Raw genomic sequence first — 25,326 nt, 5'->3', positions numbered from 1 at the left:
TATTATGAATTGATGTTGTTAATAAAAGCTTAATTGTTATATTGCGGCACCAAATTATGACCTATTAATAGTATGAAAGTAAAGAGAATTTTAAACTTAAAATTGATTACATCAATTTTGTTAATTGCAGGATTGGCTAGTTGTAGTAAAAAATCTAGCTCAAGTAATGCCTCCAGAGCCACAGGCTGGAACTTAGATCGACAAAAAAATGTTGTTGCTAAAAACAAAAATCAAGCTGGCCCCGGTTTAGTTTTTGTAGAAGGCGGTACTTTTACAATGGGTAGAGTTCAAGATGATGTGATGCATGATTGGAATAATTTGCCTACACAACAGCACGTTCAGTCTTTTTACATGGATGAGACCGAAGTTACTAACTCTATGTATTTAGAGTATTTAGAATGGTTAAAGAAGGTTTTTCCTCCAACAGAAGAAAATTATAAAAATATTTATGCAGGTGCTTCTCCTGACACCTTGGTTTGGAGAAATCGTTTAGGATATAACGAAACGATGACTAATAATTATTTAAGGCATCCTTCTTATGCTGAATATCCTGTTGTTGGAGTAAATTGGATTCAAGCCAATGAGTTTGCGAAATGGAGAACGGATCGTGTGAACGAAGGAATGCTTGAAAAAGCAGGTTACTTAAAGAAAAATGCCAAAGTTACTGATGTTTCTGCAGAAAGCCCTTTCAGTTCTGAAACGTATTTAGCTTCGCCAACCTCTGTGTATGGTGGTAATGAAGAAATTGTATTAAAAGAGAAATCCAAAAGAAAAGAGCCTAGAGCTTCGAAAGATGGAAAAGTAACAGAACATAAAAACGTTTATGCTCAGCGTTCTTCTGGGATTTTGTTACCAGAATATCGCTTGCCGACTGAGGCAGAGTGGGAGTATGCTGCCGCTGCTGATGTAGGACAAAGAGAATACAATACTTACAAAGGTCAAAAGAAATATCCTTGGTCTGGAAGCTATACTCGTTCAGGAAAACGTGCTAGTAGAGGGGATCAATTGGCGAACTTTAAACAAGGTAATGGAGATTACGGTGGAATTGCAGGTTGGTCAGATGATGGAGCTGATATTACTAATGAAGTAAAAAAATACCCAGCAAATGATTTCGGTTTGTATGATATGGCTGGTAACGTTGCCGAATGGGTTGCCGATGTATATCGTCCTATTGTTGACAATGAAGCGAATGATTTTAACTATTTTAGAGGTAATTTATATACTAAAAATAAAATAGGTAAAGATGGTAAGGTTGAAATTGTAACTTCTTCAACTATAAAATATGATACTTTAAGTAATGGTAAAATTATAGCTAGAGCATATCCAGGACAAATTGCTCAAGTTCCGGTTGACGAAAATGAGACGTACTTGAGACAAAACTTTGATAAAAGTAATAACATCAACTACAGAGATGGTGATAAGCAATCGACTCGTTTTTATGATTTTGGAAATTCAGGTGAAGAATCTAAAAGCGAAAAAGAAGCACGTAAAATGTACAATGCTCCAAAGCATAATGTAACAGTGGATTCTTTGGGTAAAATGTCAAGAAAGTATGATTCATCTAGTAAAAGAACTACTTTAATTAATGACGATGTACGCGTTTACAAAGGGGGATCTTGGAGAGACAGAGCCTATTGGTTAGATCCAGCACAGCGTAGATATTTACCACAAGATATGGCTACTGATTATATCGGCTTTAGATGTGCGATGTCTAGTGTTGGGCCAAAAGCTCAAAAAAGAAGATCGCCAAGAAATTAAAATACTGTTTTATTAATAATATAAAAGCCCTTTCAATAGGGCTTTTATTGTTTTAACTCTTTTTCTTATGGATATAGCTAGCATTCATAACTTATTTTTGCAATGTGACACAGTCTCAATTGACACGCGAAAGATTTTACCCAACTCTTTATTTGTAGCCATTAAAGGCGATAATTTTGATGCTAATACGTTTGCAGAGGAAGCATTGACAAAAGGAGCTAAATTTGTAATCATTGATAATGATTCATTTTATATTGATGAAAGAACAATTTTGGTAGAAAATAGTCTAGTGACATTACAGCATTTGGCTCAATATCATAGAAATTATCTTCAAATTCCAATAGTGGCTCTTACGGGAAGTAATGGTAAAACTACAACCAAAGAATTGATTCATGCAGTGTTGTCCAAGAAATATAATACTAAAGCTACCGTTGGAAACTTGAATAATCATATAGGTGTTCCATTAACCTTACTTTCTTTTACCAAAGAAACGGAAATTGGTGTGGTCGAAATGGGAGCCAATCATAAAAAGGAAATTGAATTTTTATGCTCTTTAGCCACGCCAGATTATGGGTACATAACCAATTTCGGAAAAGCGCATTTAGAGGGTTTTGGTGGGGTTCAAGGTGTTATTGAAGGAAAAAGTGAAATGTTTACTTATTTGTCTACAGCAAATAAAATGACCTTTATCAATCTTGAAGATGAAATTCAAGTCGAGAAGTCAAAATCACTTTCAAGTTTTTCTTTTGGTATTGATAAGTCCAATGCTGATGTTGATATTAGCGCTGTAAGTGCTAACCCTTTTGTCGAGGTTGCTTTAGGAAAAATTGTTATTACTACGCATTTAATTGGTTTGTATAATGCGAATAATGTGAATGCGGCTATAGCGATTGGGACCTATTTTAAAGTGCCATTAGAAGATATTAAATGTGCTTTAGAAAATTATGTGCCTGAAAATAACAGATCCCAAATGGTTGTAAAAGGTTCAAACGAAATTATTTTAGATGCTTATAATGCAAATCCTAGCAGTATGGCTGTGGCGATTGATAATTTTCTGCAGTTAGAAAAACCTAATAAGATTATGATTTTAGGCGATATGTTCGAATTGGGAGAAGACAGCAGTAAGGAGCATTCGGCTATAGTTGAAAGATTACAAGAAGAGGCTAATGTTGTATGTTTTTTTGTTGGTAAGGCTTTTTATGAGAATAATTTGAAAACTAAAAGTGGTTTTTACTTTTTTGATACTTTTGATACTTTTGCGGAGTACCTAAATTTGCATCCTGTTGTGGGAAGTACTTTGCTGATTAAAGGTTCTAGAGGGATGGCTTTGGAAAAAACATTACAATTATTATAGTATAAAAAAAACGCAACTCTTATTAAAGTTGCGTTTTTTGTAATCTTTATTTTTTAGTGATCGCTAAAATTGTGAGTTGTTTTTGAAAACTTCTTGATTCACTTCGTCAATATATTGTAATAACTCATCTTTTCCGGTTCCTTCCGTAGAAGAGGTTACAAAATGATGAGGCATTTCGGCCCAGTTGTTGGCCATCATTTTCTTTTTATATGCTGCAATGTGCGCATTAACTTTTACTTTGCTAATCTTATCGGCTTTGGTGAAAATGATGCAAAACGGAATTTCGCTTTCTCCCATATACGACATGAATTCAATATCTATAGTTTGTGCTTCATGGCGAATGTCGATTAATACAAAGGCACAAACCAGTTGTTCTCTTTTTTCGAAATAGTCAGTAATAAACTCCTGAAAAATAGATTTGGTTTTTTTTGAGACTTTCGCATAACCATAACCAGGTAAATCAACCAAGAACCAGTTGTTGTTGATTAAAAAGTGATTGATTAATTGTGTTTTTCCTGGTCTTGCAGATGTTTTTGCCAGTTTTTTATGATTGGTGATCATGTTGATCAAGGATGATTTTCCAACGTTGGATCTTCCAATAAAAGCGTATTCTGGTAAGAAGTCTTGAGGACATTTGCTTACATCAGAATTACTAATTACAAACTCGGCAGTATTGATTTTCATAGTGTACTCAATAATATTAATGTGCGGCTAAATGCGTATGGGATAACCAATCTTCTAAAATGCGGTTGAATTCTTCTGGGTGCTCCATCATGGCAGCATGCCCGCATTTATCAATCCAATGTAAACTTGAGTTGGGCAATAATTTATGAAATTCTTCAGCTACCTCAGGTGGTGTAACTTTGTCGTTTTTTCCCCAAATAATACAGGTTTGAACATGCATTTTTGGTAAGTCTTTGGCCATATTGTGTCGGATGGCACTTTTGGCGATGGTCAATGTTTTTATTAATTTGATGCGGTCGTTAACAGTAGCAAAAACTTCATCGATCAATTCAGGAGTAGCAATTTTAGGATCATAAAATACATCTTCAGCTTTCTTTTTGATGTATTCATAGTCGCCTCTTTTTGGATAACTATCTCCCATGGCGCTTTCGTACAAGCCAGAGCTTCCTGTAATTACAAGGCCAGCTACTTTTTCAGGAAACATTTTTGTATGATACAATGCTATGTGTCCTCCTAACGAATTTCCTAGTAAAATAACGCGATCTAAGCCTTTGAAGGTTATGAAGTTTTTTACGTAAACCGCAAAACTTTTTACATTAGTTTTTAAGATGTTTTGGGTATAGAGGGGTAAATCTGGAATGATAATTTTGTATCCTTTGTTCGAAAAATATTGCGCTACAGCATCAAAGTTGCTTAACCCACCCATAAGCCCATGCAGGATTACGATCGGCGTTCCTTCCCCTGCTTCATAATAGCTATACTTACCTTCTATTTTGTAATATTTTTCCATGTATTTTGTAGCTCAATTTCAATTTCGACAAATATAGGATTAATTAAATTAAAATAAATTGTTGTAACTCCTTTTTGAGTAAATAAATGAAGTGTGTTGTTTTTAATTTTCTTTTATAATTTATTTCTGCATCGATTATTGAGTTTTTTTGTTCTATTTTTTTTCAAATCCTAACTTTCTTACAAATACAGAAATCTAATTTAAGGTGTTGATATCGTGTAAACTAAAGTTTTTGCGGGGTGTGTGGGTAAACTTATCAACAAAGTGGTATAAAGTGGTAATTTGTGGTAAAAATTTATATATTTTTGCTAAATACTATTCAATACAAATGTTGTGGATCCAATAATTGGTACATATGAATGTAAAGTTGATGCTAAAGGACGGGTAATGTTGCCTTCACCCTTAAAAAAGCAATTGGCTTCCTCACTTCAAGACGGTTTCGTTTTGAAGCGTTCTGTGTTTCAATCTTGCTTAGAATTGTATCCAATGGCCGAATGGAATGTGATGATGCAGAAAGTAAATGGATTGAATCGTTTTGTGAAAAAAAATAATGATTTTATTCGTCGTTTTACCGCAGGGGTCAAAGTGGTTGAAATCGATGCTTTAGGTAGGATGTTGATTCCTAAAGATTTGGTTGGATTTGCAAGTATTGCTAAAGATGTTGTTTTTTCATCGGCAGTAACGATAGTTGAAATTTGGGACAAAGAGTTATATGAAAAATCAATAAGTGGGGAGGATCTTGATTTTGCAGAGTTAGCAGAAGAAGTAATGGGAAATCTAAATTATAACGACAATGGAATATCATAATCCAGTATTGCTAAAAGAAACAGTTGATGGTTTGAATATCAAGCCTGATGGAGTGTATGTAGATGTTACTTTTGGCGGAGGCGGGCATTCTGCAGAAATATTAAGACGATTAGGGTCAGAAGGTAGACTTTTTGCTTTTGATCAAGATGAAGATGCTCTAGCAAATGCTTTACAGGATGAACGTTTTACCTTAATTCATGAAAATTTTAGATTCATAAAACGCTTTTTGAGGTTTCATAATGTAAAGGCAGTAGATGGTATTTTGGCTGATTTGGGTGTTTCTTCTCATCAGTTTGATGTGCCTGAAAGAGGATTTTCTACTCGTTTTGATGCAGAATTAGACATGAGAATGAGTCAGAGAAACGATCTGAGTGCATACAAAGTAGTAAATGAATATGATGATGCGAATTTAAGAAGAGTCTTTTATGACTATGGTGAATTGAAAAATGCACCTGCTTTATCTAGAACAATTATAGAGGCCAGAGCACTAAGTCCAATACAAACAACGGAAGAGTTGAAAGATGTTTTGGCTAGATTTTTACCAGAACGTGTAAAGAATAAAATATTGGCTCAAATTTATCAAGCCATCCGAATTGAAGTGAATCAGGAAATGGATGTCTTGAAAGAGTTTCTAGAACAATCTCTTGAAATTTTGAATCCTGAAGGACGATTAAGTGTAATTTCCTATCATTCTCTCGAAGATCGATTGGTGAAGCGATTCATTAAAAATGGAATGTTCGAAGGAGAGCCAGAACGTGATTTTTTTGGCAATTTTTCTGTCCCTTTCAAAACCATAGGAAAATTAATTATTCCTACCGCCGAAGAAATAAAAATTAATAATAGAGCACGAAGTGCCAAGTTACGAATAGCTGAAAAAAAATAACTACCATTATGAAACAAGGAATTTACGCCATATTAAAAGCGAAATATTTGATTCATGATGATGCTATTAAAAATTGGCGTTTTATCGTTTTTTTAGTGCTACTTGTTATTTTGATGATAGCCAATACGCAGCGTTTTGAACAAAAGGTGTTTGAAATAAGTGAGTTGAATAATGAAGTGAAAGAACTTCGTTCTGAGTTTGTAGACAGAAGATCCACGTTGATGAAGTTAAAAATGGAATCAACGGTGGCCAGAAAAATGGAAATTAAACAAATTTTTCCATCAACGGTACCTCCGGTAAAAATTAGAGTAAACAAAGAAGAAGAACCGAATTTATTCGAAAGATTATGGCAGTAGAAGACAAAAACATATCATATCGTGTTTATCTAGTGGCATTTTTCATTTTCATTATGGCAGCAGCTATTGCCGTGAAGTTGACGAACATTCAATGGGTAGAAGGCGATTATTACCGCAAGTTAGCCAAAGAAAGAACCGTTCGAAATTTTGTTATTCCTGCCAATAAAGGAAATATTTATTCTGCAGATGGAAGTCTTTTGGCGACCTCAATACCAAATTATGAAATTCGGTTTGATGCCATAGCGCCAAAAGCAGAAGATTTTGAAAAAAATGTAAAACAATTAGCGGATTCGCTCGGTAAACTTTTGAATAAATCTTCCGATGCTTTGGAAAAAGAATTGCGTTTGGCAAGAGCCCACCGTAATCGCTATTTTTTATTGTGCAAAGGATTAAGTTACACCGATTATATTTCACTAAAAAAGTTTCCTTTATTTAATCTTGGGGCTTATAAAGGAGGAATTATTGTAGAACAAGAAACTGTTCGTGAGCATCCTATCGGTAAAATAGCCGAGCGAACTATTGGGTATATTGGGAGAGATATCTATGGTCATATTAATCCAGTAGGAGTAGAGGGAGCCTATAGCCATTATTTAAATGGTAAAGATGGCCGAATTTTGAAACAAAAAATAGCCAAAGGGCAATGGAAGCCAATTAGCGATGTAAATCAAGTTGAACCTCAAGATGGATATGATGTAATTTCAACAATTGATGTTTATATTCAGGATATTGCGCATCATGCACTGTTGAAGCAATTAGAAGAATACCAAGCGGATCATGGTTGTGTGGTAGTGATGGAGACCAAAACAGGTTATGTGAAAGCCATTTCAAATTTAGGAAGAAACGAAAGCACAGGAATGTATTCTGAGCGATTGAATTATGCCATTCGTGAGTCGCACGAGCCAGGATCAACCTTTAAATTGGTTGATTTAATGGCATTGTTAGAAGATAAAAAAGCCGATACTAGTACTGTTTTTGATAGCAAAGGCGGCGAAATAAGATATTTTGGACGAGCTGTAAGAGATTCCAAAAAAGGGGGCTATGGTAAAATTTCTTTAGCAAGAGGATTTGAGTTATCTTCAAATACTGTAATGGTTCAAGCGGTGTACGAAAATTATAAATCCAATCCAACTCAGTTTGTGAATCATATCAATTCCTATGGTTTAAACAAAAAATTGGGATTAGGGTTCAATGGAGAAGGCAGACCATATATTCCTCAGCCTTCTGATAAAAGTTGGTCGCGTGTAACATTGCCGTGGATGGCTTTTGGGTACAACGTATCGGTGACGCCATTGCAAACCTTAACGTATTATAATGCGGTGGCGAATAATGGTGAAATGGTAAAACCACTATTTGTTTCAGAAATTAAGGAATGGAATACCTCGATTAAAAAATTCGATAAAGTAATCCTGAATCCAAAAATTTGCTCGCAAGAAACTATTGATAAATTGAAAGCTGTTTTAGCCAATGTGGTTAAAAAAGGAACTGGGAATAAATTGTATTCAAAAGATTTTTCAATGGCTGGAAAAACAGGTACGGCACAAGTAAATTATGCCAAAGCTGGAGGTGCAGAAAAATATTATTCTTCATCCTTTGTGGGGTATTTTCCAGCAGATGAACCTAAATATTCTTGTATTGTAGTTGTGCATAAACCGAATACTGCTAACAATAACTATTATGGTGCCGATGTAGCAGGACCTGTTTTTAAGCGTATCGCTCAAAAAATATTTACAGATTCTCCGACCACAAACGAGATAAAAAATTTAAATAGAAAAGTTAAGAATCAAGAGCAAAATTACGATGCTTATTTTGCCAAAGCACAAAAGAATTTTAAATCAATTCCAAATGTAAAAGGAATGCCAGGCATGGATGCTGTTGCTCTGCTTGAAAACTTGGGTCTTAAAGTAAAAGTAAATGGCATTGGGAAAGTGAAAAAACAGTCACTAATGGCAGGTGAAAGTTTAGCTAAAAACGCAACAATAGTATTAGAATTATCATGAAAACATTAAAAGATATACTCTACAAAGTAGCCATTGAAGCCCTAAATGGAACCACTGATATTACAGTGAATCATTTGCATTTTGATTCTAGAAAAATAGAAGCTAACGATGTATTTGTAGCCATTAGGGGAGCTATCGCAGATGGGCATCAATTTATAGATAAAGCGATAGCATTAGGAGCTACGGCTATTGTATGTGATGAGTTTCCAAACCAATTGCATCCAAATGTAACCTATGTTAAAGTCAATGATACCAATACGGCTTTGGCTTACATGGCTACCAATTTTTATGAGAATCCCTCACAAAAATTGAAATTAGTTGGAATTACTGGGACAAATGGTAAAACAACCGTCGCTTCTTTGTTGTATCAATTGTTTAAGAAAGCAGGATTTAAAGTTGGTTTGATCTCGACAGTCAAAATTCTAGTGGACGATCAAGAGTTTAAGGCTACACACACTACTCCAGATTCTTTAACGATTAACTATTATTTAAATACAATGGTTAGTCAAGGGGTTGAATTTTGTTTTATGGAAGTGAGTTCTCATGGCATTCATCAAAAACGAACAGAGGGCTTGCATTTTGTTGGAGGTATCTTCACCAACCTGTCGCACGATCATTTAGATTATCACCCTACGTTTGCAGAGTACCGCGATGTGAAGAAAGCTTTTTTTGATTTCTTGCCTAAAAGTGCTTTTGCAATTACGAATAATGATGATAAAAATGGAGCAATAATGCTTCAAAATACGCAAGCACAAAAGCGAACATATGCATTGAAATCATATGCGGATTATAAAGCAGTGATTCTCGAAAGTCAATTGTCTGGGTTGTTGTTGAAAATCAACGATAATGAAGTTTGGGTAAAATTAATAGGCACTTTTAATGCTTATAATCTATTGGCTATTTATGGTGCTGCTATGGAGTTAGGATTAGAGTCCTTGGAAGTACTTCGATTATTGTCAGAATTAGAGAGTGTTTCGGGTCGTTTTCAATACATTGTTTCAGCTCAAAACATTACTGCTGTAGTAGATTATGCGCATACGCCAGATGCTTTAGAGAATGTTTTGAATACGCTAAACGATGTTCGAACTCAGAACGAACAATTGATTACTGTGGTAGGTTGTGGTGGTAATAGGGATAAAACGAAACGTCCCATTATGGCGGCAACAGCTGCCGATCTAAGTGATAAAGCAGTGCTTACTTCTGACAATCCAAGAGATGAAGAACCCGAAACAATTATAGCCGAAATGGAAGCGGGTGTAGCACCTCATAATTCTAAGAAGGTCTTGGTAATTACCGATAGAAAACAAGCGATCAAAACTGCCTGTCAGCTAGCTAATCCAAATGACATTATTTTGATTGCGGGCAAAGGTCACGAAACGTATCAAGAGATTAAAGGCGTACGATACGATTTTGACGATATGAAAATTGTTAAGGAAACATTGGAGCAATTAGGAAAATAAAAATTAACAAAATCAAAATTCCAAAAAGACTGGTTTTATTTGGAATGTAAATTTTAAAAAATAAAAAATATGCTGTACTACTTATTTGAATACTTAAACAAGACAATGGATATTCCTGGAACTGGAGTATTTCAGTACATCACCTTTAGATCGGCTTTGGCTTTCATGTTGTCATTACTATTGTCTACTATTTACGGTAAACGAATTATTGGTTTTTTACGCAATCAACAAGTAGGAGAAACGGTAAGAGAACTTGGTTTAGCAGGTCAAAATGAAAAAGCAGGAACACCTACTATGGGTGGACTAATTATCATTTTTGCAACGTTGGTTCCAGTAGTATTGTTTGCAAGGTTGCAAAATATATACATTATTTTGCTTATTGTAACCACGCTTTGGATGGGTACCATTGGTTTTGTAGATGATTATATCAAGATTTTCAAGAAAGATAAGCAGGGATTAAAAGGTATTTTTAAAGTGTTTGGACAAGTTGGTTTGGGATTAATAGTAGGTTCGGTGCTTTATTTTAGTCCAGCGGTAACCGTACGAACAGATACAGGTAAAATTGATGTTTTCAAAACCGCCACGACTACTACTGAAGCCGTGATTTTGCCTGCACCCATAGAAGAAAAATCTACAGCAACTACGATTCCTTTCTTCAAAAACAACGAATTTGATTATGCTGAACTCTTGGCTTGGACTGGAGAAGGCTATGAAAAATGGGCTTGGTTGATTTTTATTCCTGTAGTTATTTTTATTATTACGGCGGTATCCAATGGTGCGAATCTTACAGATGGAATAGATGGATTAGCGGCTGGTACTTCGGCGGTGTCCGTTTTTGCGCTGGGTATTTTTACGTTTGTTTCGGGTAATATCATTTTTTCTAATTATCTCAATATTATGTATATCCCGCATTCCGGGGAAATGACCGTGTTTATTTTCTCTTTTGTGGGGGCCTTAATTGGATTTCTTTGGTATAACTCATATCCAGCCTCCGTATTCATGGGCGATACCGGTAGTTTGACTATTGGTGGTATTATAGCTGTTTTGGCTATTGCCGTTCGTAAAGAAATGTTGATTCCGTTATTATGTGGAATTTTTCTAGTTGAAAATTTTTCTGTGGTATTGCAAGTGGCTTATTTTAAGTATACCAAGAAACGTTTTGGCGAGGGTAGACGTGTTTTTTTAATGTCTCCATTGCATCATCATTATCAAAAGAAAGGATATCACGAGAGTAAAATTGTAACTCGTTTTTGGATTGTAGCGATCATGTTAGCGATTTTGTCAATCGTAACTTTAAAATTAAGATAGTATGAGACTAGTAGTTTTAGGAGGTGGTGAAAGTGGTGTTGGAACCGCAATTTTAGGGTTGAAAAAAGGATACGATGTTTTTGTATCTGATTTTGGAAAGATAAAACAAAAATATAAAGACGTTCTTAATCAATATAACATTCCTTGGGAAGAAGAGCAACATACCGAAGCCTTGATTCTAAATGCAACGGTTGTGATGAAAAGCCCCGGAATTCCTGATAAAGCTCCGATAGTAAAGAAGTTGATCGAAAGTGGAATTGTAGTTATTTCTGAAATTGAGTTTGCAGCGCCTTTTACAAATGCGGTAACTATTGGGATTACCGGTAGTAATGGAAAAACTACCACTACAATGTTGACCTATCATTTACTAAAACAAGCGGGTCTCAATGTGGCTCTAGGAGGAAATATTGGGAAAAGTTTCGCATGGCAAGTAGCAGAAAGTGAATATGATGTGTATGTTTTGGAATTAAGTAGTTTTCAGTTAGATGGAATCATTAATTACAAACCACATATTGCCATTTTAACCAATATAAGTCCAGATCATTTGGATCGATACGAATATAAATATGAAAACTATATTGCTTCAAAGTTTAGAATTACAATGAATCAAACATCCTCGGATTATTTGATTTATGATGCTGATGATGAAGCCACAAAAAATTGGTTAAACAACAATACAACAAACGCACAATTAATCCCCTTTTCGATCACTCAAACCTTTGAACTGGGCGCATTTTTAAAAAATAATATTATGGAAGTTAGAATGAATCAAGAAGAATTTTCAATGGAAACAGAGTACATCGCATTAGAAGGTAAGCACAATATGAAAAATGCCATGGCAGCCACTTCTGTAGCTAAATTGATGCAAATTCGAAACGCGACCATTCGTGAAAGTTTGTCTGATTTTCAAGGAGTAGAACACCGTTTAGAAAAGGTGTTGAAAATTCAAAATGTACAATATATTAATGATTCAAAAGCGACCAATGTTAATGCTACTTATTTTGCATTAGACAGTATGAATGTACCTACGGTTTGGATTGTAGGTGGAGTGGACAAAGGGAATGATTATAATGAATTAATGTCTTTGGTTCGCGAGAAAGTGAAAGCCATTATTTGTTTAGGAATTGATAATTCTAAAATTATTGCCACTTTTGGAAATGTGGTAGATGATGTAGTAGAAGTAAATTCGATGCAAGAAGCGGTGAGATTAGCACAAAGTTTTACCGAAAAAGGAGATGCCGTTTTGTTATCCCCAGCTTGTGCGAGTTTCGACTTGTTTGAAAGTTATGAAGATCGTGGACGTCAATTCAAACAAGCGGTATTTAACTTGTAATAGAAATAAATAATTCTCTAGAATATTGTAATTATGAAGGAACTAGTAAACAAATTAAAAGGAGATAGGGTAATATGGTCATTCGTGGCTTTATTGGCTCTGTTTTCGTTTATGCCTGTTTTTAGTGCGAGTAGTAATTTAGCCTATATCGGTTTGGGTAAAGGGAATACTTTAGGGTATTTGTTAAAACATTTAGGGCATATTGGTATTGGATTTATGATTATTTATTGGGTGCACAATGTTCCTTATTTGTATTTTCGAGCCATATCCAAGGGTTTGTTACCAGTAATTTGGGTGCTTTTGGCCTATGCACTAATTAAGGGGACAGTAATAGCGGGAGCCAATGCGAGTCGTTGGATTCAAATTCCATTCATCAAAATTACGTTTCAGCCTTCGACTTTAGCGTCTATTGTACTTTTTGTTTTTGTAGCTCGTTATTTGTCTAAAAAAAGAGAAAATCCTATTGATTTTAAATCTTCATTGATTGAGTTGTGGTTGCCTGTTTTTTTTACCTTAATGTTTATTTTGCCTTCTAACTTTTCAACTGCGGCTTTAATTTTTGCCATGGTGTTAATGTTGGTGTTTGTTGGAAAATATCCTTTAAAATACATTGCTGTAATTATTGGTTCTGGAATTGTAATGCTGACGTTTTTTGTATTAATCGCCAAGGCCTTTCCCGATTCTAAATTCTTTAGTAGAGTGGGTACTTGGGAAAGTCGTATGGAACGATTTTTATCTGATAAGGCGGATGAAGATAATTATCAAATTGAAAAAGCAAAAACAGCAATCGCATCCGGAGGCTTATACGGCTTAGGGCCTGGTAAAAGTGTCCAGAAAAATTTTCTACCTCAATCCTCCTCTGATTTCATCTTTGCCATTATCGTTGAAGAGTGGGGATTGATTGGTGGTTTATCTGTTCTTGGGTTGTATTTGCTTTTGATGTTTCGCTTTGTTATTGCGTCTCATAAAGCCAATACGCTATTTGGGAAATTAATTGTAATTGCTTTGGGGTTTCCTATGATTTTTCAAGCCATGATTAACATGTCGGTAGCCGTTGAATTGTTGCCGGTAACGGGGCAAACGTTGCCTTTAATTAGTAGTGGAGGTAGCTCGATTTGGATGACTTGTTTTGCCTTAGGTGTTATTTTAAGTGTGACCAAAAAGGAGGAAGAAATTGCAAAGGAACTTAAGGATAAACAAATACGTGAGGATGCGCTTCAAAAGTTAATTGATGCACAAATCGAATCCGATACAAACGAATCAAAAGAAGAGGTATATACTATTGAAGATCATTCTAATCCTATGAATGCTGTGCTTAACAAATAAGAATTAGCTGAATAAGATTATTTATTTTAAAATTTTTAGAGATGTCAAAATTTAGATTCATATTAAGTGGTGGCGGTACTGGAGGACATATTTATCCTGCAATTGCAATTGCGAACGAGTTAAAAAGACGTTTTCCTGAGGCGGAATTTCTTTTTGTTGGTGCCAATGATAAGATGGAAATGCAAAAAGTACCTCAAGCCGGATATGATATTAAAGGGCTTTGGATTGCAGGATTGCAAAGACGATTGACGCTCCAAAATGCTATGTTTCCTTTCAAGTTGATCAGTAGTTTGTGGGATTCTCGAAAAATTTTAAAAGAATTCAAACCAGATGTTGTTATTGGAACTGGAGGTTTTGCGAGTGGGCCTTTATTAAAAATGGCGAATACTTTAAATATTCCGACTTTAATTCAAGAACAAAATTCATATCCAGGAATTACAAATAAATTGCTCAGCAAAAAGGCCTCTAAAATATGTGTTGCCTACAATGATTTGGAGCGATTTTTTCCTGCCGAAAAAATGATTTTGACAGGAAATCCAGTACGACAAGATTTAATTGATGTTTCATCTAAAAAGGAGGAGGCCGTTGCCTTTTTTAAATTAGATCCTAATAAAAAAACAATTCTTGTTTTAGGAGGTAGTTTAGGGGCTCGACGCATCAACCAATTAATCGAAAAAGAATTGAAATCTCTTTTGGCTCAGCAAGTACAAATCATTTGGCAATGTGGGAAATTGTATATTGATCAATACGCTAAACATACATCAAATCAAGTACATGTTGTGGCGTTTATTGAACGAATGGATTTAGTGTATGCTGCCGCTGATCTTGTGATTTCAAGAGCTGGTGCTTCTTCGGTTTCGGAGTTATGCATCGTGGGTAAGCCTGTGATTTTTATTCCTTCGCCTAATGTAGCCGAAGACCATCAAACAAAAAATGCACAAGCCATAGTCGATAAAAAAGGGGCAATCATGATAAAAGAAGCCGCTTTAGAATCTGAATTTAGCATTGTGATAGAAGCGTTATTGAAAGATAAAGGTAAACAACAGCTTTTAGGCGATAATATAAAAAAACTAGCCATGCCAATGGCAACGATCAAAATTGTAGATGAAATTGAAGAATTGTTGAATAAATAGAAAGACAATTTGTTAAATGCAAAAAAAATAAGAAACATGAACTTATCACAAATACATAACGTTTATTTTATTGGAATAGGAGGTATTGGCATGAGTGCCTTGGCTCGTTATTTCAAGAATATAGGAAAACAAGTTTCGGGTTATGATAAAACACCTTCGATTTTGACCAATGAACTTATAGCAAGTGGGATTGAGATTCATTTTGAAGATGAAATTGCATTAATTCCAGAACATTTTAAGTCAGAAAACACTTTGGTTATCATTACTCCAGCTGTACCAAAGTCACATTCGGAGTGGAATTATTTTTTAGATCAAAAATTTATTGTAAAAAAACGTGCTGAAGTTTTGGGTATAATTACCAAAAACACCTTCAGTTTTGCCGTTGCTGGAACGCATGGTAAAACAACGACCTCCAGTATTTTAGGTCATATTTTATATGAAAGTGGAGCCGATGTGACTGCCTTCATTGGTGGAGTTGTGGAGAACTACAATTCAAATTTAATTGGTTTAGGTAAGACAATTAGTGTGGTAGAAGCAGACGAATTTGATAGATCTTTTCTACATTTGCACCCCGATATTGCCTGCATTACCTCAATGGATGCCGATCATTTAGATATTTATGGAACAAGTGATGCTATTGAGGATTCTTTTAGGGAATTTGCGAATAAAGTAACCGATAAAACTAAGTTGTTTATTGCTAAAGATTTACCTCTTGAAGGGATGATCTGTGCTATTAACGAAGATGCTGCTTTTAAGGCTTTTAATGTAAGGGTTGAAGTTTCTAGTTATGTTTTTGATGTGCAAACACCAACTGAAGTGATCGCTAATCTTCGTTTTGGGTTGCCTGGAAGACATAATTTAATGAATGCTTTGATGGCATTAGCTATGGCTAAAACCTACGGTACACCAACCGCAGCGATTGCCAAGGCATTGTCAACTTTTAGAGGGATTAGAAGACGATTTTCATATCAGATCAAAAAATCTGATTTTGTTTATATAGATGATTATGCACATCATCCAACAGAAATTAATGCCGTACATCAAGCGGTAAGAGAATTGTATCCAGGACAAAAAGTTTTGGCTGTTTTTCAACCGCATTTGTTTAGTCGAACTAAAGATTTTGCGGATGATTTTGCGACCAGTTTGTCGCAGTTTGATGAGTTATTGTTGTTAGATATTTATCCAGCGAGAGAACTTCCAATGGAAGGAATTACCTCGCAATGGTTATTGGATAAAATGACATCAACTAATAAAAAATTAATTATTAAAGACCAATTGATTCCTGCTTTAAAAGGGTCTGATGCCACAGTGGTAGTGACCATTGGCGCAGGAGATCTTGGCGAAATGGTTCCATCAATTAAAGCAGCACTTGATGAAACGCGTTAATTGGTCTTTGATACGCTTGGTGATCCTTGTGATTGGAATCATTTTTTTGTATTCTTTTACAGGAAAACGCAACAGAGAACGAAAAATAGCAGGAGCAGTAGTTGTTTTTGTTGGTAAAAACCCGCTTTTTGTACAACAAAAAACGGTTAATAAAATGTTGATAGAAAATAGAACTGATCCAAAAACTATTGAAAGAGATGCCTTAGATTTGAATAAACTCGAAAAAATCATTGACTCACATCCAATGATTGAGAAATCACAAGTGTTTGTGAGTGTTGATGGTACGTTGAAAGCAGAAGTCAAACAAAAGACTCCTATTGCAAGAATCAATGAACGAGGCCGGGAATATTATATCGATTATAATGGTGTCAAAATGCCTTTATCGTCTAATTACACGGCAAGAGTACTTCTAGTTTCAGGTGAGATAGATGATCAAAACAAAGAAGGATTAGTGGAGCTATTCCGAATGATTTATGACGATCCTTTTTTGAAAAAAAATATCATTGGAATTCAAATTATGCCGAATGATGGTGTGGTGATGTTAAATAGAAATTTTAATTATCAAATAGATTTTGGCCAAGTAATAAACGTTGAACAAAAATTTAAAAATTATAAAGCTTTTTTTCAAAAAGTTGCGTTGGATAGTTCAATTACAAAATACAAAAAAATTGATCTTCGGTTTACGAAACAAGTAGTGTGTACTAAATAATAGAAAATGGAAAAAGAGAATATTGCGGTAGGTCTAGATATTGGAACAACCAAAATAGTTGCCATGATTGGCAAGCGAAATGAATATGGAAAATTGGAAATTTTGGGAGTTGGTAAGTCCAAAAGCCTCGGTGTGGCTCGTGGTGTAGTAAATAATATTACCCAAACGATACAATCCATTCAACAAGCTATTCTTGAAGCCGAAAATAATTCAGGTTATAAAATTAAAGATGTGGTGGTAGGTATTGCCGGTCAACACATTCGTAGTATTCAACATAGTGACTATATCAGCAGAAATAATCCAGAGGAAGTTATTGGAGACTGTGATATTGATTTACTCATTAGTCAAGTGCATAAATTAGCCATGCTTCCGGGTGAAGAGATTATTCATGTTTTGCCTCAAGAATTTAAAATTGACGGACAATCCGATATCAAAGAGCCCGTTGGAATGTATGGAGGTAGATTGGAAAGTAGTTTTCATATCGTAGTGGGACAAGCTTCGTCTATACGTAACGTAGGGAGATGTATACAAAGTTCAGGTATCGAATTATCAGGGTTAACATTGGAACCTTTGGCTTCTTCCGATGCTGTTTTGAGTCAAGAAGAAAAAGAAGCAGGTGTTGCATTGATTGATATCGGTGGGGGAACCACAGATTTAGCCATTTTTAAAGATGGTATTATCAGACACACTGCTGTTATTCCATTTGGTGGGAATGTAATCACAGAAGACATTAAAGAGGGCTGTTCTATCGTAGAGAAACAAGCCGAATTGTTGAAAGTGAAGTTTGGATCCGCTTGGCCAGGTGAAAATAAAGACAACGAAATTGTTTCTATTCCTGGAATACGAGGTAGAGAGCCTAAAGAAATTTCGTTGAAAAACTTGTCAAAAATCATTCATGCTCGTGTAGTAGAAATCATTGAACAAGTTTTCGCTGAGATTAAATTATATGGACACGAAGATCCTCGTAAAAAATTAATTGCTGGTATTGTATTAACCGGAGGTGGTGCACAATTAAAGCATATCAAGCAGTTAGTAGAATATATTACAGGTATTGATACTAGAATTGGGTATCCAAATGAACATTTAGCGGGTAACTCAGATGAGGAAATTTCTAGCCCTTTGTACGCAACCGCCGTGGGATTGGTCATGAACAGCATTGAGAAAAAATCGCAAAGCGCCGTTAAAATTGAAAAAGCACCAAGTATTGATAGAATTCCTGTTTACAGAGAACCGGCGCCAGAAGTGCTTTCAGTTCCAATTGTTGATGAGATTGCTCAAATTGAGACCAAACCACAACAAGAAAAACATATTCCAAATGGTGAATCCACTGAAAACAAAATCAGAAGATCATTTTTAGACAAATATGTCGATAAAATAAAGGAGTTCTTAGAAAACGCAGAATAATTAAAGAGTCAGATTTCCTCCTTTTTTGCCCCAAGCAAAAGAGCTAAAAATAAAAATAGAATATCAAAAACCCAATAAGATGACAAGCAACTCAGAATTTGGAAGCATTTCATTTGATTTGCCAAAAAACCAATCAAATGTAATTAAAGTTATTGGCGTAGGTGGTGGTGGTAGTAATGCCATAAATCACATGTTTAAACAAGGAATTAACGGTGTGGATTTTATCGTTTGTAACACCGATTCTCAAGCCCTACAAAACAGCCCAGTTCCCAATAAAATTCAATTGGGAGTACATTTAACAGAAGGTTTAGGCGCTGGTGCAAACCCTGATGTAGGACATCAATCTGCCATTGAGAGTATTGGTGATATCGAAAAAATGTTAGACAGTAATACCAAAATGGTGTTTATCACTGCGGGTATGGGTGGAGGTACCGGAACTGGAGCCGCTCCCGTAATTGCGCAGCTGGCTAAAGAAAGAGATATCCTGACGGTTGGAATTGTAACTTTACCGTTCTTATTCGAAGGTAAAATACGTCAAGAGCAAGCGATTATTGGTATCGAAAAATTGCGTAGACAAGTGGATTCTTTAATCGTAATTAACAACAATAAACTAAGAGAAGTTTATGGTAATTTAGGTTTCAAAGCTGGTTTTTCTAAAGCTGATGAGGTTTTAGCAACTGCTTCTAGAGGTATAGCCGAGGTAATTACGCATCATTATACACAAAATATCGATTTACGCGATGCCAAAACGGTACTTTATAATAGTGGAACGGCTATTATGGGGTCAGCGAATGCGTCGGGTGAAAACCGAGCGAAAGAAGCTATTGTTTCTGCTTTGGATTCGCCGCTATTAAATGATAATAAAATTACGGGTGCCAAAAATGTATTGTTGCTTATCGTTTCTGGTGCTAACGAAATAACTATTGATGAGATTGGTGAAATTAATGATCATATTCAAAATGAAGCAGGTCATAATGCCAATATTATCATGGGTGTGGGTGAAGATGATTTGTTAGGGGATGCCATTTCGGTGACTATTATTGCCACTGGATTTGACGTAGAACAGCAAAATGAAATTGTAAATACTGAGCCAAAAAAAATCATCCATACACTTGAAGAAGAGCAACGAAGTGTTCATAATTTAATTAGTACGCCAGTTACCAGTTTTAATAGTAATGAAACGAGTAAAGAGGAGTCAAATGAGCGTGTAGTTTTTGAATTAGAAGAGGAAATCGAGGAAGAAGAACCGGTTGTTTTTGAGGTTGCAAAACCAGCTATTAATAATGATGAGTTGATGGTTATGTCTGAATTTATCAAAAATTTAGATGTTACTTTTGAAATTGTTTCACCAATAGAAGATTTGGATTTTACTATTGCCCTACCTTCTAAAGAAGAAGTGCAATTACCTGCAGCAAAAACAGCAGCGGAGGATTCTCAAACAGCCTTTTCTTTTGATTTGCCTGTAGCTTCTAAGCCTGCTTTTGTAGCGCCTGTTGCACCGAAAGTGGAGGAGAAATTAATTTTTGAATTGACAAACGAAGCCAATGATATTCATGTTGTACAACCAGTTCAATTTGTTCCAGTTACTGAATTATCAGATAATGGCGTTGTAAGATATTCTTTGGAGGAGTATATGGAAGTAGAAAATGATTTTCTACAGTCAAAACCAGTAGCCAAAAAAGAAGAAGAAGTCCCAGCTGAATTGAATATTACAATGAAGCAAGTGCCTTCTGTTGAGCCACATGCTATGCCTGCTGAAGCTATATCTCCAATGGATATGACCATTGAAGAAACTTTACGTTTTAGAGCAGAAGAGCGAAGAAAGAAATTAAAAGAATTCAATTATAAGTTTCACAATAATGTAACTCGGATTGATGAATTAGAGCGTGAACCTGCTTATAAACGTCTAGGAGTTGAATTGACTAATACACAAGCGGTAAATACAACTTCAAGAGTGTCTGTGAGTACGGATAGTAATAATGATTTGCAATTTCGTTCTAATAATTCTTATTTGCATGACAATGTAGATTAAGTATAATTCTAGAATATATCATAAAAAAAGCCTGATATTTTCAGGCTTTTTTATGGACAAACTATTATTTTCGCGTTAGGGTTAAGAGTTGTTATTGCCATTAAATTGTTCTAAATTTGCAACGCTTTAATGATTGCTTTTCAAGAAAAGCGTAATAGCAGGTTAGGAATTACAAATACTTAAAATAACGATACAATGAGTTTATCAGTACGTATCATGGACGATATTAAAACCGCCATGAGAGCAAAAGACACTATGGCTTTGGAAGCTTTAAGAGCAGTGAAATCTGCAATACTTTTAGCGCAAACTGAAAGTGGTGCTAAAGAAGAAATTTCCGAAGAAGAAGAAATTAAATTGTTGCAACGTTTGGTAAAACAAAGAAAAGATAGTGCGGCTATTTACACGCAACAAGGAAGACCTGATTTGGCTGAACCAGAGTTGTTACAAGCGGCTGTAATCGAGAAGTTTTTACCAGCACAATTGAGTGAAGCTGAAGTAGAAGCTGTGGTGGCTAAAATCATTGCTGATAATGATGCTTCTGGAATGGCAGCTATGGGCAAAGTAATGGGATTGGCTTCTGGAGCATTAGCGGGGAAAGCTGATGGAAAAACAATATCAACAATTGTAAAAAAATTATTGTCTTAATTTTTTAATGAACGCTAAGTTTTTTCAACTTGGAATTTTAAAAAATTAATTTGGTAAGGTAAGACTGCGTAGTTCAACTGGATAGAATATCAGATTTCGACTCTGAGGGTTGCAGGTTCGAACCCTGCCGTGGTCACAACAAAGGATGAGGAATGTATGTTTCTTGTCCTTTTTTTATGAAATATTTTTTTTTGTAAACATAGATACAATTAAGAAATGGGAATTTTTTTAGTGCAAATTTTACTTGGATTTATCGGATTGGTATTTGTTTTCTTTAGCATCCTTGAGCCAATTTATGTGTTTTTTTATAATAAACCATTGCTAGTCCATTGGCATTTGTTTCCAACGCCTATTGCTGAGGAGCAAAGAAGTTTTTTAAGTCTAAATTTCCCTTTCTATGTTAGGTTATCCCCTAGCAAGAAACGGGTTTTTGAACACAGAATAAATAAGTTTATTGAAAAGTATGAATTTATTGGACACGAAATAAACATCACCGAAGAAATGCGGTTACTTGTTGCTGGAACTTATGTGATGTTGACGTTTGGGATGAGGCATTATTTAAGTGATTTGTTTCATAAAATTCTTGTTTACCCAACGGTGTATTATTCTACTTTAAACGATTTGTATCACAAGGGAGAGTTTAATCCTAGAATGAAGACTGTTGTTTTTTCTTGGACAGATTTTTTGTCGGGACATGGAGTAGCTTCGGATAATATAAATTTGGGATTACATGAATTTACTCATGTATTGCATTTTCATTGTTTAAAGAAAAACGATGTCAACTCGGTTATTTTTCAAGATGAATTTGAAGCGATACTCACTATTTTTAAAACACCACATTTGATTCAAGCAATTAATGATAAGGCTTATTTTCGAAAGTATGCTTATGAGAATCAATTCGAGTTCATTTCTGTTCTACTTGAACATTTTTTTGAAACCCCTAAAGATTTTGAAAAAAATCATCCCACCTTATACGGACACGTTAAACGAATGATAAATTATAATGAAAAGTATTTTATAGCCTAGAAAAATTTTTAGCAAAAATCTTAATCACGATAATTTAAGTAAAACAATTGACTTCTCGTCTGATAATCATCAGGATTTTTGATTTTTTTTTACTATAAATTTGAGAATAGTAAAAGTTAGGATTATGAAAAATACTGTCCCCGTTTCAAAAATTATGTCCAAAAATTTGGTTAAGCTTCACTTGTCGGATGATTTAACTAAAGCTGAAAGTTTGTTCAAACATCATAAAATTCGTCATATACCCGTTGTTAGAGGTAATAAAATTTTAGGTATATTAAGTTATACGGATTTGCTTCGAATTTCTTTTGCAGATGCTATTGACGATGATGAGGAAGTGGTGGATACCACCGTTTATAATATGTTTTCAGTTGAGCAAGTTATGGTTAAAAAAGTCACAACAATATCACCTGAAACCTCCATTAAGGAAGCCGCCGAAATATTAACCCACAATGATTTTCACGCGTTACCTGTATGTGAAGGAGAATTGTTGGTTGGAATAGTCACAACAACTGATTTAATCCAGTATTTAATTGATCTGCATTAATAAACAAAAGGCTGTATCCTAAAACATAGGTTACAGCCTTTTGATTACAACTGTTTTTTGATTTAAAAAGCCGTGATGGTCTTTAAATCAGCGATAGTTTCTGTTGGGTTGTTGGCTTTAAAAACAAAACTTCCTGCAACCAATACATCGGCTCCGGCTTCTGCTAATTGTTTTGCGTTTTTGTTCGTTACTCCACCGTCAATTTCGATGATGGTGTTGGCGCCTTTTTTTATAATCAAATCTTTTAGTTTACTTACTTTAGTATAGGTATTTTCAATAAAGGATTGTCCTCCAAATCCTGGATTTACACTCATAATACAAACCAAATCGATATCATTTATCACGTCTTCTAATAAATCGATAGAGGTATGTGGATTAATCGCTACACCAGCTAGCATCCCTTCAGCTTTAATAGCTTGTAAGGTACGGTGAAGATGATTACAAGCTTCGTAGTGAACCGTTAATACATTGGCCCCAAGTTCAGCAAAAGTTTTGATGTAACGATCTGGGTCTACAATCATCAAATGGACATCAATTGTTTTAGTGGCGTGTTTTGCGATAGCCTCAAGAACTGGCATACCAAACGAAATGTTGGGTACAAAAACGCCATCCATGATGTCAATATGAAACCAATCAGCTTGGCTTGCATTAATCATTTCGATATCACGCTGTAAGTTAGCAAAATCGGCTGCAAGAACCGAAGGCGCTATAAGGGTGTTTTTACTCATTGTTGTGTTGTGTTATTTTTTTGCAAATATAATTTTTTTAATCGCATAGTTCGCAAAGATTTTTTTCTGAAATCAAAGCCATTTCGCAATCATTGAATGATAGTCGTTTTCAAGATTTTTCTCTTGGTTTCAAAAAAAAAAATATGTGGAGTGTTTATAAAAAAAACAAAACTCCGGATACCCGAGCGAAGCGAATTGACTGGAGTTTTGTTTGCCCTGCAAAAAACAAAACTCCGGTAATCAGCCGGAGTTTTCAATCATCAATCAAAAAACGAACAGTTAATCAGACCGTCGTTACTTTTAAAATTCCATTTTTTTGAAATTCTAAACGCCAAAAATAATAAAATTTGGATTTGGAATTTACTTTTTGGAATTTATCCTAAATAGGTTTTTAAGATTTTACTTCTAGAAGTGTGTTTTAATCTACGGATAGCTTTTTCTTTAATTTGACGCACACGCTCACGAGTTAAGTCAAATGTTTCACCAATTTCTTCTAAAGTCATTGGGTGTTGATCACCTAAACCAAAATACAAACGAACTACATCTGCTTCTCTTGGAGTAAGCGTTTCTAAAGAACGCTCAATTTCCGTACGTAATGATTCGTGAATTAATTCTCTATCTGGGTTTGGAGATTCTCCTGAACGTAAAACATCATAAAGGTTAGAATCTTCTCCTTCAACTAAAGGGGCATCCATCGATAAGTGACGACCAGAGTTTTTCATAGACTCTTTTACATCATTTACAGTCATGTCTAACTCTTTTGCAATTTCTTCTGCAGAAGGTGGGCGCTCATTAGATTGCTCTAATAAGGCGTACATTTTGTTGATTTTATTGATAGAACCAATTTTGTTCAAAGGTAAACGAACGATACGAGATTGTTCTGCTAAAGCTTGAAGGATTGATTGACGAATCCACCATACTGCATACGAAATGAATTTGAAACCACGAGTTTCATCAAAACGTTGTGCTGCTTTAATCAATCCTAAGTTTCCTTCATTGATCAAATCGGGCAACGTTAGTCCTTGATTTTGATATTGTTTGGCAACAGAGACTACGAAACGTAAATTAGCTTTAGTTAGTTTTTCTAAGGCTCTTTGATCACCGGCTTTTATACGTTGTGCTAATTCTACTTCTTCATCGGCAGTAATTAAGTCTACCTTTCCTATTTCTTGTAAGTACTTGTCTAATGATGCAGTTTCACGATTGGTTACCTGCTTGGTGATTTTAAGTTGTCTCATGGTATTTGTCTCCTTATTGTTTAAGTGTACAAATCTTATACGGTAAGAGTGGTTTAAAAGTTACAATTTATGATGTTTTTTTTAAATAAATTAAAAAGCCCTCTGCTAAAGTACTAACAGAGGGCTTGTGTATAGGAGTTTATGTTGGTGATTACAAAAAATCATTTGGTGTTTGTAGCATATCATCAAATAATTTTTTTAGAGATTTAATATATAAAGGGAATCCTATCGCTAAAAAAAGATATTCTTTGCGTAAAACTGTCACATCGTCTAAAATTTGATACAAACTAGGTACTATGATCAGTAACGAAACTAGAATTCCAATCCATGGATTTAGTTTGATAGTTAGAAGTTGTTTCAAAAGTCTCATTTCAAATTGGTTTTTTGCTGCTATACTCATTTTAGTTGCTTTGTTAATGATGGTG

23 protein-coding genes and 1 tRNA gene are annotated in these 25,326 nt (G+C 35.0%); 19 read left to right on the top strand and 5 right to left on the bottom strand.

Annotated elements, in window-relative coordinates:
- Positions 1-72: 72 nt before the first annotated feature.
- Together gldJ and AO58_RS0114065 are read left to right on the top strand one after the other, a co-directional pair.
- A complete protein-coding gene (gene gldJ / locus AO58_RS0114070; RefSeq protein WP_024982318.1) occupies positions 73-1,758 on the top strand; it encodes a gliding motility lipoprotein GldJ in 1,686 nt (561 codons plus the stop codon).
- Positions 1,759-1,825: 67 nt separating this feature from the next.
- A complete protein-coding gene (locus AO58_RS0114065; RefSeq protein ID WP_024982317.1) occupies positions 1,826-3,112 on the top strand; it encodes a UDP-N-acetylmuramoyl-tripeptide--D-alanyl-D-alanine ligase in 1,287 nt (428 codons plus the stop codon).
- A gap of 63 nt (positions 3,113-3,175) precedes the next feature.
- Here AO58_RS0114065 and yihA read toward each other — a convergent pair whose 3' ends face one another.
- Positions 3,176-3,796: a ribosome biogenesis GTP-binding protein YihA/YsxC gene (yihA, locus tag AO58_RS0114060; protein ID WP_024982316.1), complete on the bottom strand. Its 621-nt coding sequence runs from the start codon at positions 3,794-3,796 to the stop codon at positions 3,176-3,178.
- A gap of 16 nt (positions 3,797-3,812) precedes the next feature.
- Positions 3,813-4,586, bottom strand: coding sequence for an alpha/beta fold hydrolase (locus AO58_RS0114055; protein ID WP_024982315.1), 774 nt, complete (start codon positions 4,584-4,586; stop codon positions 3,813-3,815).
- A gap of 333 nt (positions 4,587-4,919) precedes the next feature.
- On the opposite strand from AO58_RS0114055, the gene AO58_RS0114050 reads away from it, so the two are divergent.
- From AO58_RS0114050 to AO58_RS0113970, 17 genes are all read left to right on the top strand, one after another.
- Positions 4,920-5,393, top strand: a complete 474-nt coding sequence (locus AO58_RS0114050) for a division/cell wall cluster transcriptional repressor MraZ (protein WP_024982314.1) — start codon at positions 4,920-4,922, stop codon at positions 5,391-5,393.
- On the top strand, positions 5,368-6,276 hold the full coding sequence (rsmH, locus tag AO58_RS0114045; protein ID WP_170852026.1) for a 16S rRNA (cytosine(1402)-N(4))-methyltransferase RsmH: 909 nt from the start codon (positions 5,368-5,370) through the stop codon (positions 6,274-6,276). Before AO58_RS0114050 ends, rsmH begins: the two co-directional genes overlap by 26 nt.
- A gap of 8 nt (positions 6,277-6,284) precedes the next feature.
- A complete protein-coding gene (locus AO58_RS0114040) occupies positions 6,285-6,632 on the top strand; it encodes an FtsL-like putative cell division protein (RefSeq protein ID WP_024982312.1) in 348 nt (115 codons plus the stop codon).
- Entirely contained in the window at positions 6,623-8,629 is a 2,007-nt protein-coding gene (locus AO58_RS0114035) for a PASTA domain-containing penicillin-binding protein (RefSeq protein ID WP_024982311.1), read from the top strand. The genes AO58_RS0114040 and AO58_RS0114035 overlap by 10 nt, the downstream gene beginning before the upstream one ends.
- Positions 8,626-10,089, top strand: coding sequence for a UDP-N-acetylmuramoyl-L-alanyl-D-glutamate--2,6-diaminopimelate ligase (locus AO58_RS0114030; RefSeq protein WP_024982310.1), 1,464 nt, complete (start codon positions 8,626-8,628; stop codon positions 10,087-10,089). Before AO58_RS0114035 ends, AO58_RS0114030 begins: the two co-directional genes overlap by 4 nt.
- A gap of 69 nt (positions 10,090-10,158) precedes the next feature.
- A complete protein-coding gene (gene mraY / locus AO58_RS0114025; RefSeq protein WP_024982309.1) occupies positions 10,159-11,397 on the top strand; it encodes a phospho-N-acetylmuramoyl-pentapeptide-transferase in 1,239 nt (412 codons plus the stop codon).
- 1 nt (position 11,398) lies between these two features.
- The gene (gene murD / locus AO58_RS0114020; RefSeq protein ID WP_024982308.1) at positions 11,399-12,730 is read left to right on the top strand and encodes a UDP-N-acetylmuramoyl-L-alanine--D-glutamate ligase; all 1,332 of its coding nucleotides are present in this window, start codon (positions 11,399-11,401) and stop codon (positions 12,728-12,730) included.
- A gap of 33 nt (positions 12,731-12,763) precedes the next feature.
- Entirely contained in the window at positions 12,764-14,056 is a 1,293-nt protein-coding gene (locus AO58_RS0114015) for an FtsW/RodA/SpoVE family cell cycle protein (RefSeq protein ID WP_024982307.1), read from the top strand.
- A 41-nt stretch (positions 14,057-14,097) separates the two neighbouring features.
- The gene (gene murG, locus AO58_RS0114010; protein ID WP_024982306.1) at positions 14,098-15,189 is read left to right on the top strand and encodes an undecaprenyldiphospho-muramoylpentapeptide beta-N-acetylglucosaminyltransferase; all 1,092 of its coding nucleotides are present in this window, start codon (positions 14,098-14,100) and stop codon (positions 15,187-15,189) included.
- A gap of 36 nt (positions 15,190-15,225) precedes the next feature.
- Positions 15,226-16,575, top strand: a complete 1,350-nt coding sequence (gene murC / locus AO58_RS0114005) for a UDP-N-acetylmuramate--L-alanine ligase (RefSeq protein ID WP_024982305.1) — start codon at positions 15,226-15,228, stop codon at positions 16,573-16,575.
- Positions 16,562-17,284 carry a cell division protein FtsQ/DivIB gene (locus AO58_RS0114000; protein ID WP_024982304.1) on the top strand — a complete coding sequence of 241 codons (723 nt, stop codon included), beginning with the start codon at positions 16,562-16,564 and terminating at the stop codon, positions 17,282-17,284. Before murC ends, AO58_RS0114000 begins: the two co-directional genes overlap by 14 nt.
- Before the next feature lie 6 nt (positions 17,285-17,290).
- Positions 17,291-18,688, top strand: coding sequence for a cell division protein FtsA (gene ftsA / locus AO58_RS0113995; RefSeq protein ID WP_024982303.1), 1,398 nt, complete (start codon positions 17,291-17,293; stop codon positions 18,686-18,688).
- Positions 18,689-18,767: 79 nt separating this feature from the next.
- Positions 18,768-20,720, top strand: a complete 1,953-nt coding sequence (ftsZ, locus tag AO58_RS0113990) for a cell division protein FtsZ (RefSeq protein ID WP_024982302.1) — start codon at positions 18,768-18,770, stop codon at positions 20,718-20,720.
- A gap of 195 nt (positions 20,721-20,915) precedes the next feature.
- Complete coding sequence (locus AO58_RS0113985) at positions 20,916-21,365, top strand: GatB/YqeY domain-containing protein (protein ID WP_024982301.1); 450 nt, start codon at positions 20,916-20,918, stop codon at positions 21,363-21,365.
- A gap of 62 nt (positions 21,366-21,427) precedes the next feature.
- A tRNA-Arg gene (locus AO58_RS0113980) sits at positions 21,428-21,501 on the top strand.
- Positions 21,502-21,581: 80 nt separating this feature from the next.
- A complete protein-coding gene (locus tag AO58_RS0113975) occupies positions 21,582-22,391 on the top strand; it encodes a zinc-dependent peptidase (protein ID WP_024982300.1) in 810 nt (269 codons plus the stop codon).
- A 124-nt stretch (positions 22,392-22,515) separates the two neighbouring features.
- Entirely contained in the window at positions 22,516-22,935 is a 420-nt protein-coding gene (locus AO58_RS0113970) for a CBS domain-containing protein (protein ID WP_024982299.1), read from the top strand.
- Between the two features lie 62 nt (positions 22,936-22,997).
- Here AO58_RS0113970 and rpe read toward each other — a convergent pair whose 3' ends face one another.
- The 3 genes from rpe to AO58_RS0113950 all read right to left on the bottom strand — a co-directional run bounded on the left by rpe (position 22,998) and on the right by AO58_RS0113950 (position 25,301).
- A complete protein-coding gene (gene rpe / locus AO58_RS0113965) occupies positions 22,998-23,663 on the bottom strand; it encodes a ribulose-phosphate 3-epimerase (RefSeq protein ID WP_024982298.1) in 666 nt (221 codons plus the stop codon).
- A gap of 374 nt (positions 23,664-24,037) precedes the next feature.
- Positions 24,038-24,901, bottom strand: a complete 864-nt coding sequence (locus AO58_RS0113955; RefSeq protein WP_007804760.1) for a sigma-70 family RNA polymerase sigma factor — start codon at positions 24,899-24,901, stop codon at positions 24,038-24,040.
- Between the two features lie 151 nt (positions 24,902-25,052).
- Positions 25,053-25,301, bottom strand: a complete 249-nt coding sequence (locus AO58_RS0113950) for a hypothetical protein (RefSeq protein WP_024982296.1) — start codon at positions 25,299-25,301, stop codon at positions 25,053-25,055.
- Positions 25,302-25,326: the final 25 nt, after the last annotated feature.

This window comes from Flavobacterium succinicans LMG 10402, assembly GCF_000611675.1.
Lineage (GTDB): Bacteria > Bacteroidota > Bacteroidia > Flavobacteriales > Flavobacteriaceae > Flavobacterium > Flavobacterium succinicans.
This window is presented reverse-complemented; position numbering and strand designations above follow the sequence as displayed.

Coding starts and splice junctions, on each gene's coding strand:
- gldJ (WP_024982318.1), top strand. CDS start 73: ATGAAAGTAAAGAGAATTTTAAACTTAAAATTGATTACATCAATTTTG.
- AO58_RS0114065 (WP_024982317.1), top strand. CDS start 1,826: ATGGATATAGCTAGCATTCATAACTTATTTTTGCAATGTGACACAGTC.
- yihA (WP_024982316.1), bottom strand. CDS start 3,796: ATGAAAATCAATACTGCCGAGTTTGTAATTAGTAATTCTGATGTAAGC.
- AO58_RS0114055 (WP_024982315.1), bottom strand. CDS start 4,586: ATGGAAAAATATTACAAAATAGAAGGTAAGTATAGCTATTATGAAGCA.
- AO58_RS0114040 (WP_024982312.1), top strand. CDS start 6,285: ATGAAACAAGGAATTTACGCCATATTAAAAGCGAAATATTTGATTCAT.
- AO58_RS0114035 (WP_024982311.1), top strand. CDS start 6,623: ATGGCAGTAGAAGACAAAAACATATCATATCGTGTTTATCTAGTGGCA.
- AO58_RS0114030 (WP_024982310.1), top strand. CDS start 8,626: ATGAAAACATTAAAAGATATACTCTACAAAGTAGCCATTGAAGCCCTA.
- mraY (WP_024982309.1), top strand. CDS start 10,159: ATGCTGTACTACTTATTTGAATACTTAAACAAGACAATGGATATTCCT.
- murD (WP_024982308.1), top strand. CDS start 11,399: ATGAGACTAGTAGTTTTAGGAGGTGGTGAAAGTGGTGTTGGAACCGCA.
- AO58_RS0114015 (WP_024982307.1), top strand. CDS start 12,764: ATGAAGGAACTAGTAAACAAATTAAAAGGAGATAGGGTAATATGGTCA.
- murG (WP_024982306.1), top strand. CDS start 14,098: ATGTCAAAATTTAGATTCATATTAAGTGGTGGCGGTACTGGAGGACAT.
- murC (WP_024982305.1), top strand. CDS start 15,226: ATGAACTTATCACAAATACATAACGTTTATTTTATTGGAATAGGAGGT.
- AO58_RS0114000 (WP_024982304.1), top strand. CDS start 16,562: ATGAAACGCGTTAATTGGTCTTTGATACGCTTGGTGATCCTTGTGATT.
- ftsA (WP_024982303.1), top strand. CDS start 17,291: ATGGAAAAAGAGAATATTGCGGTAGGTCTAGATATTGGAACAACCAAA.
- ftsZ (WP_024982302.1), top strand. CDS start 18,768: ATGACAAGCAACTCAGAATTTGGAAGCATTTCATTTGATTTGCCAAAA.
- AO58_RS0113985 (WP_024982301.1), top strand. CDS start 20,916: ATGAGTTTATCAGTACGTATCATGGACGATATTAAAACCGCCATGAGA.
- AO58_RS0113975 (WP_024982300.1), top strand. CDS start 21,582: ATGGGAATTTTTTTAGTGCAAATTTTACTTGGATTTATCGGATTGGTA.
- AO58_RS0113970 (WP_024982299.1), top strand. CDS start 22,516: ATGAAAAATACTGTCCCCGTTTCAAAAATTATGTCCAAAAATTTGGTT.
- rpe (WP_024982298.1), bottom strand. CDS start 23,663: ATGAGTAAAAACACCCTTATAGCGCCTTCGGTTCTTGCAGCCGATTTT.
- AO58_RS0113955 (WP_007804760.1), bottom strand. CDS start 24,901: ATGAGACAACTTAAAATCACCAAGCAGGTAACCAATCGTGAAACTGCA.
- AO58_RS0113950 (WP_024982296.1), bottom strand. CDS start 25,301: ATGAGTATAGCAGCAAAAAACCAATTTGAAATGAGACTTTTGAAACAA.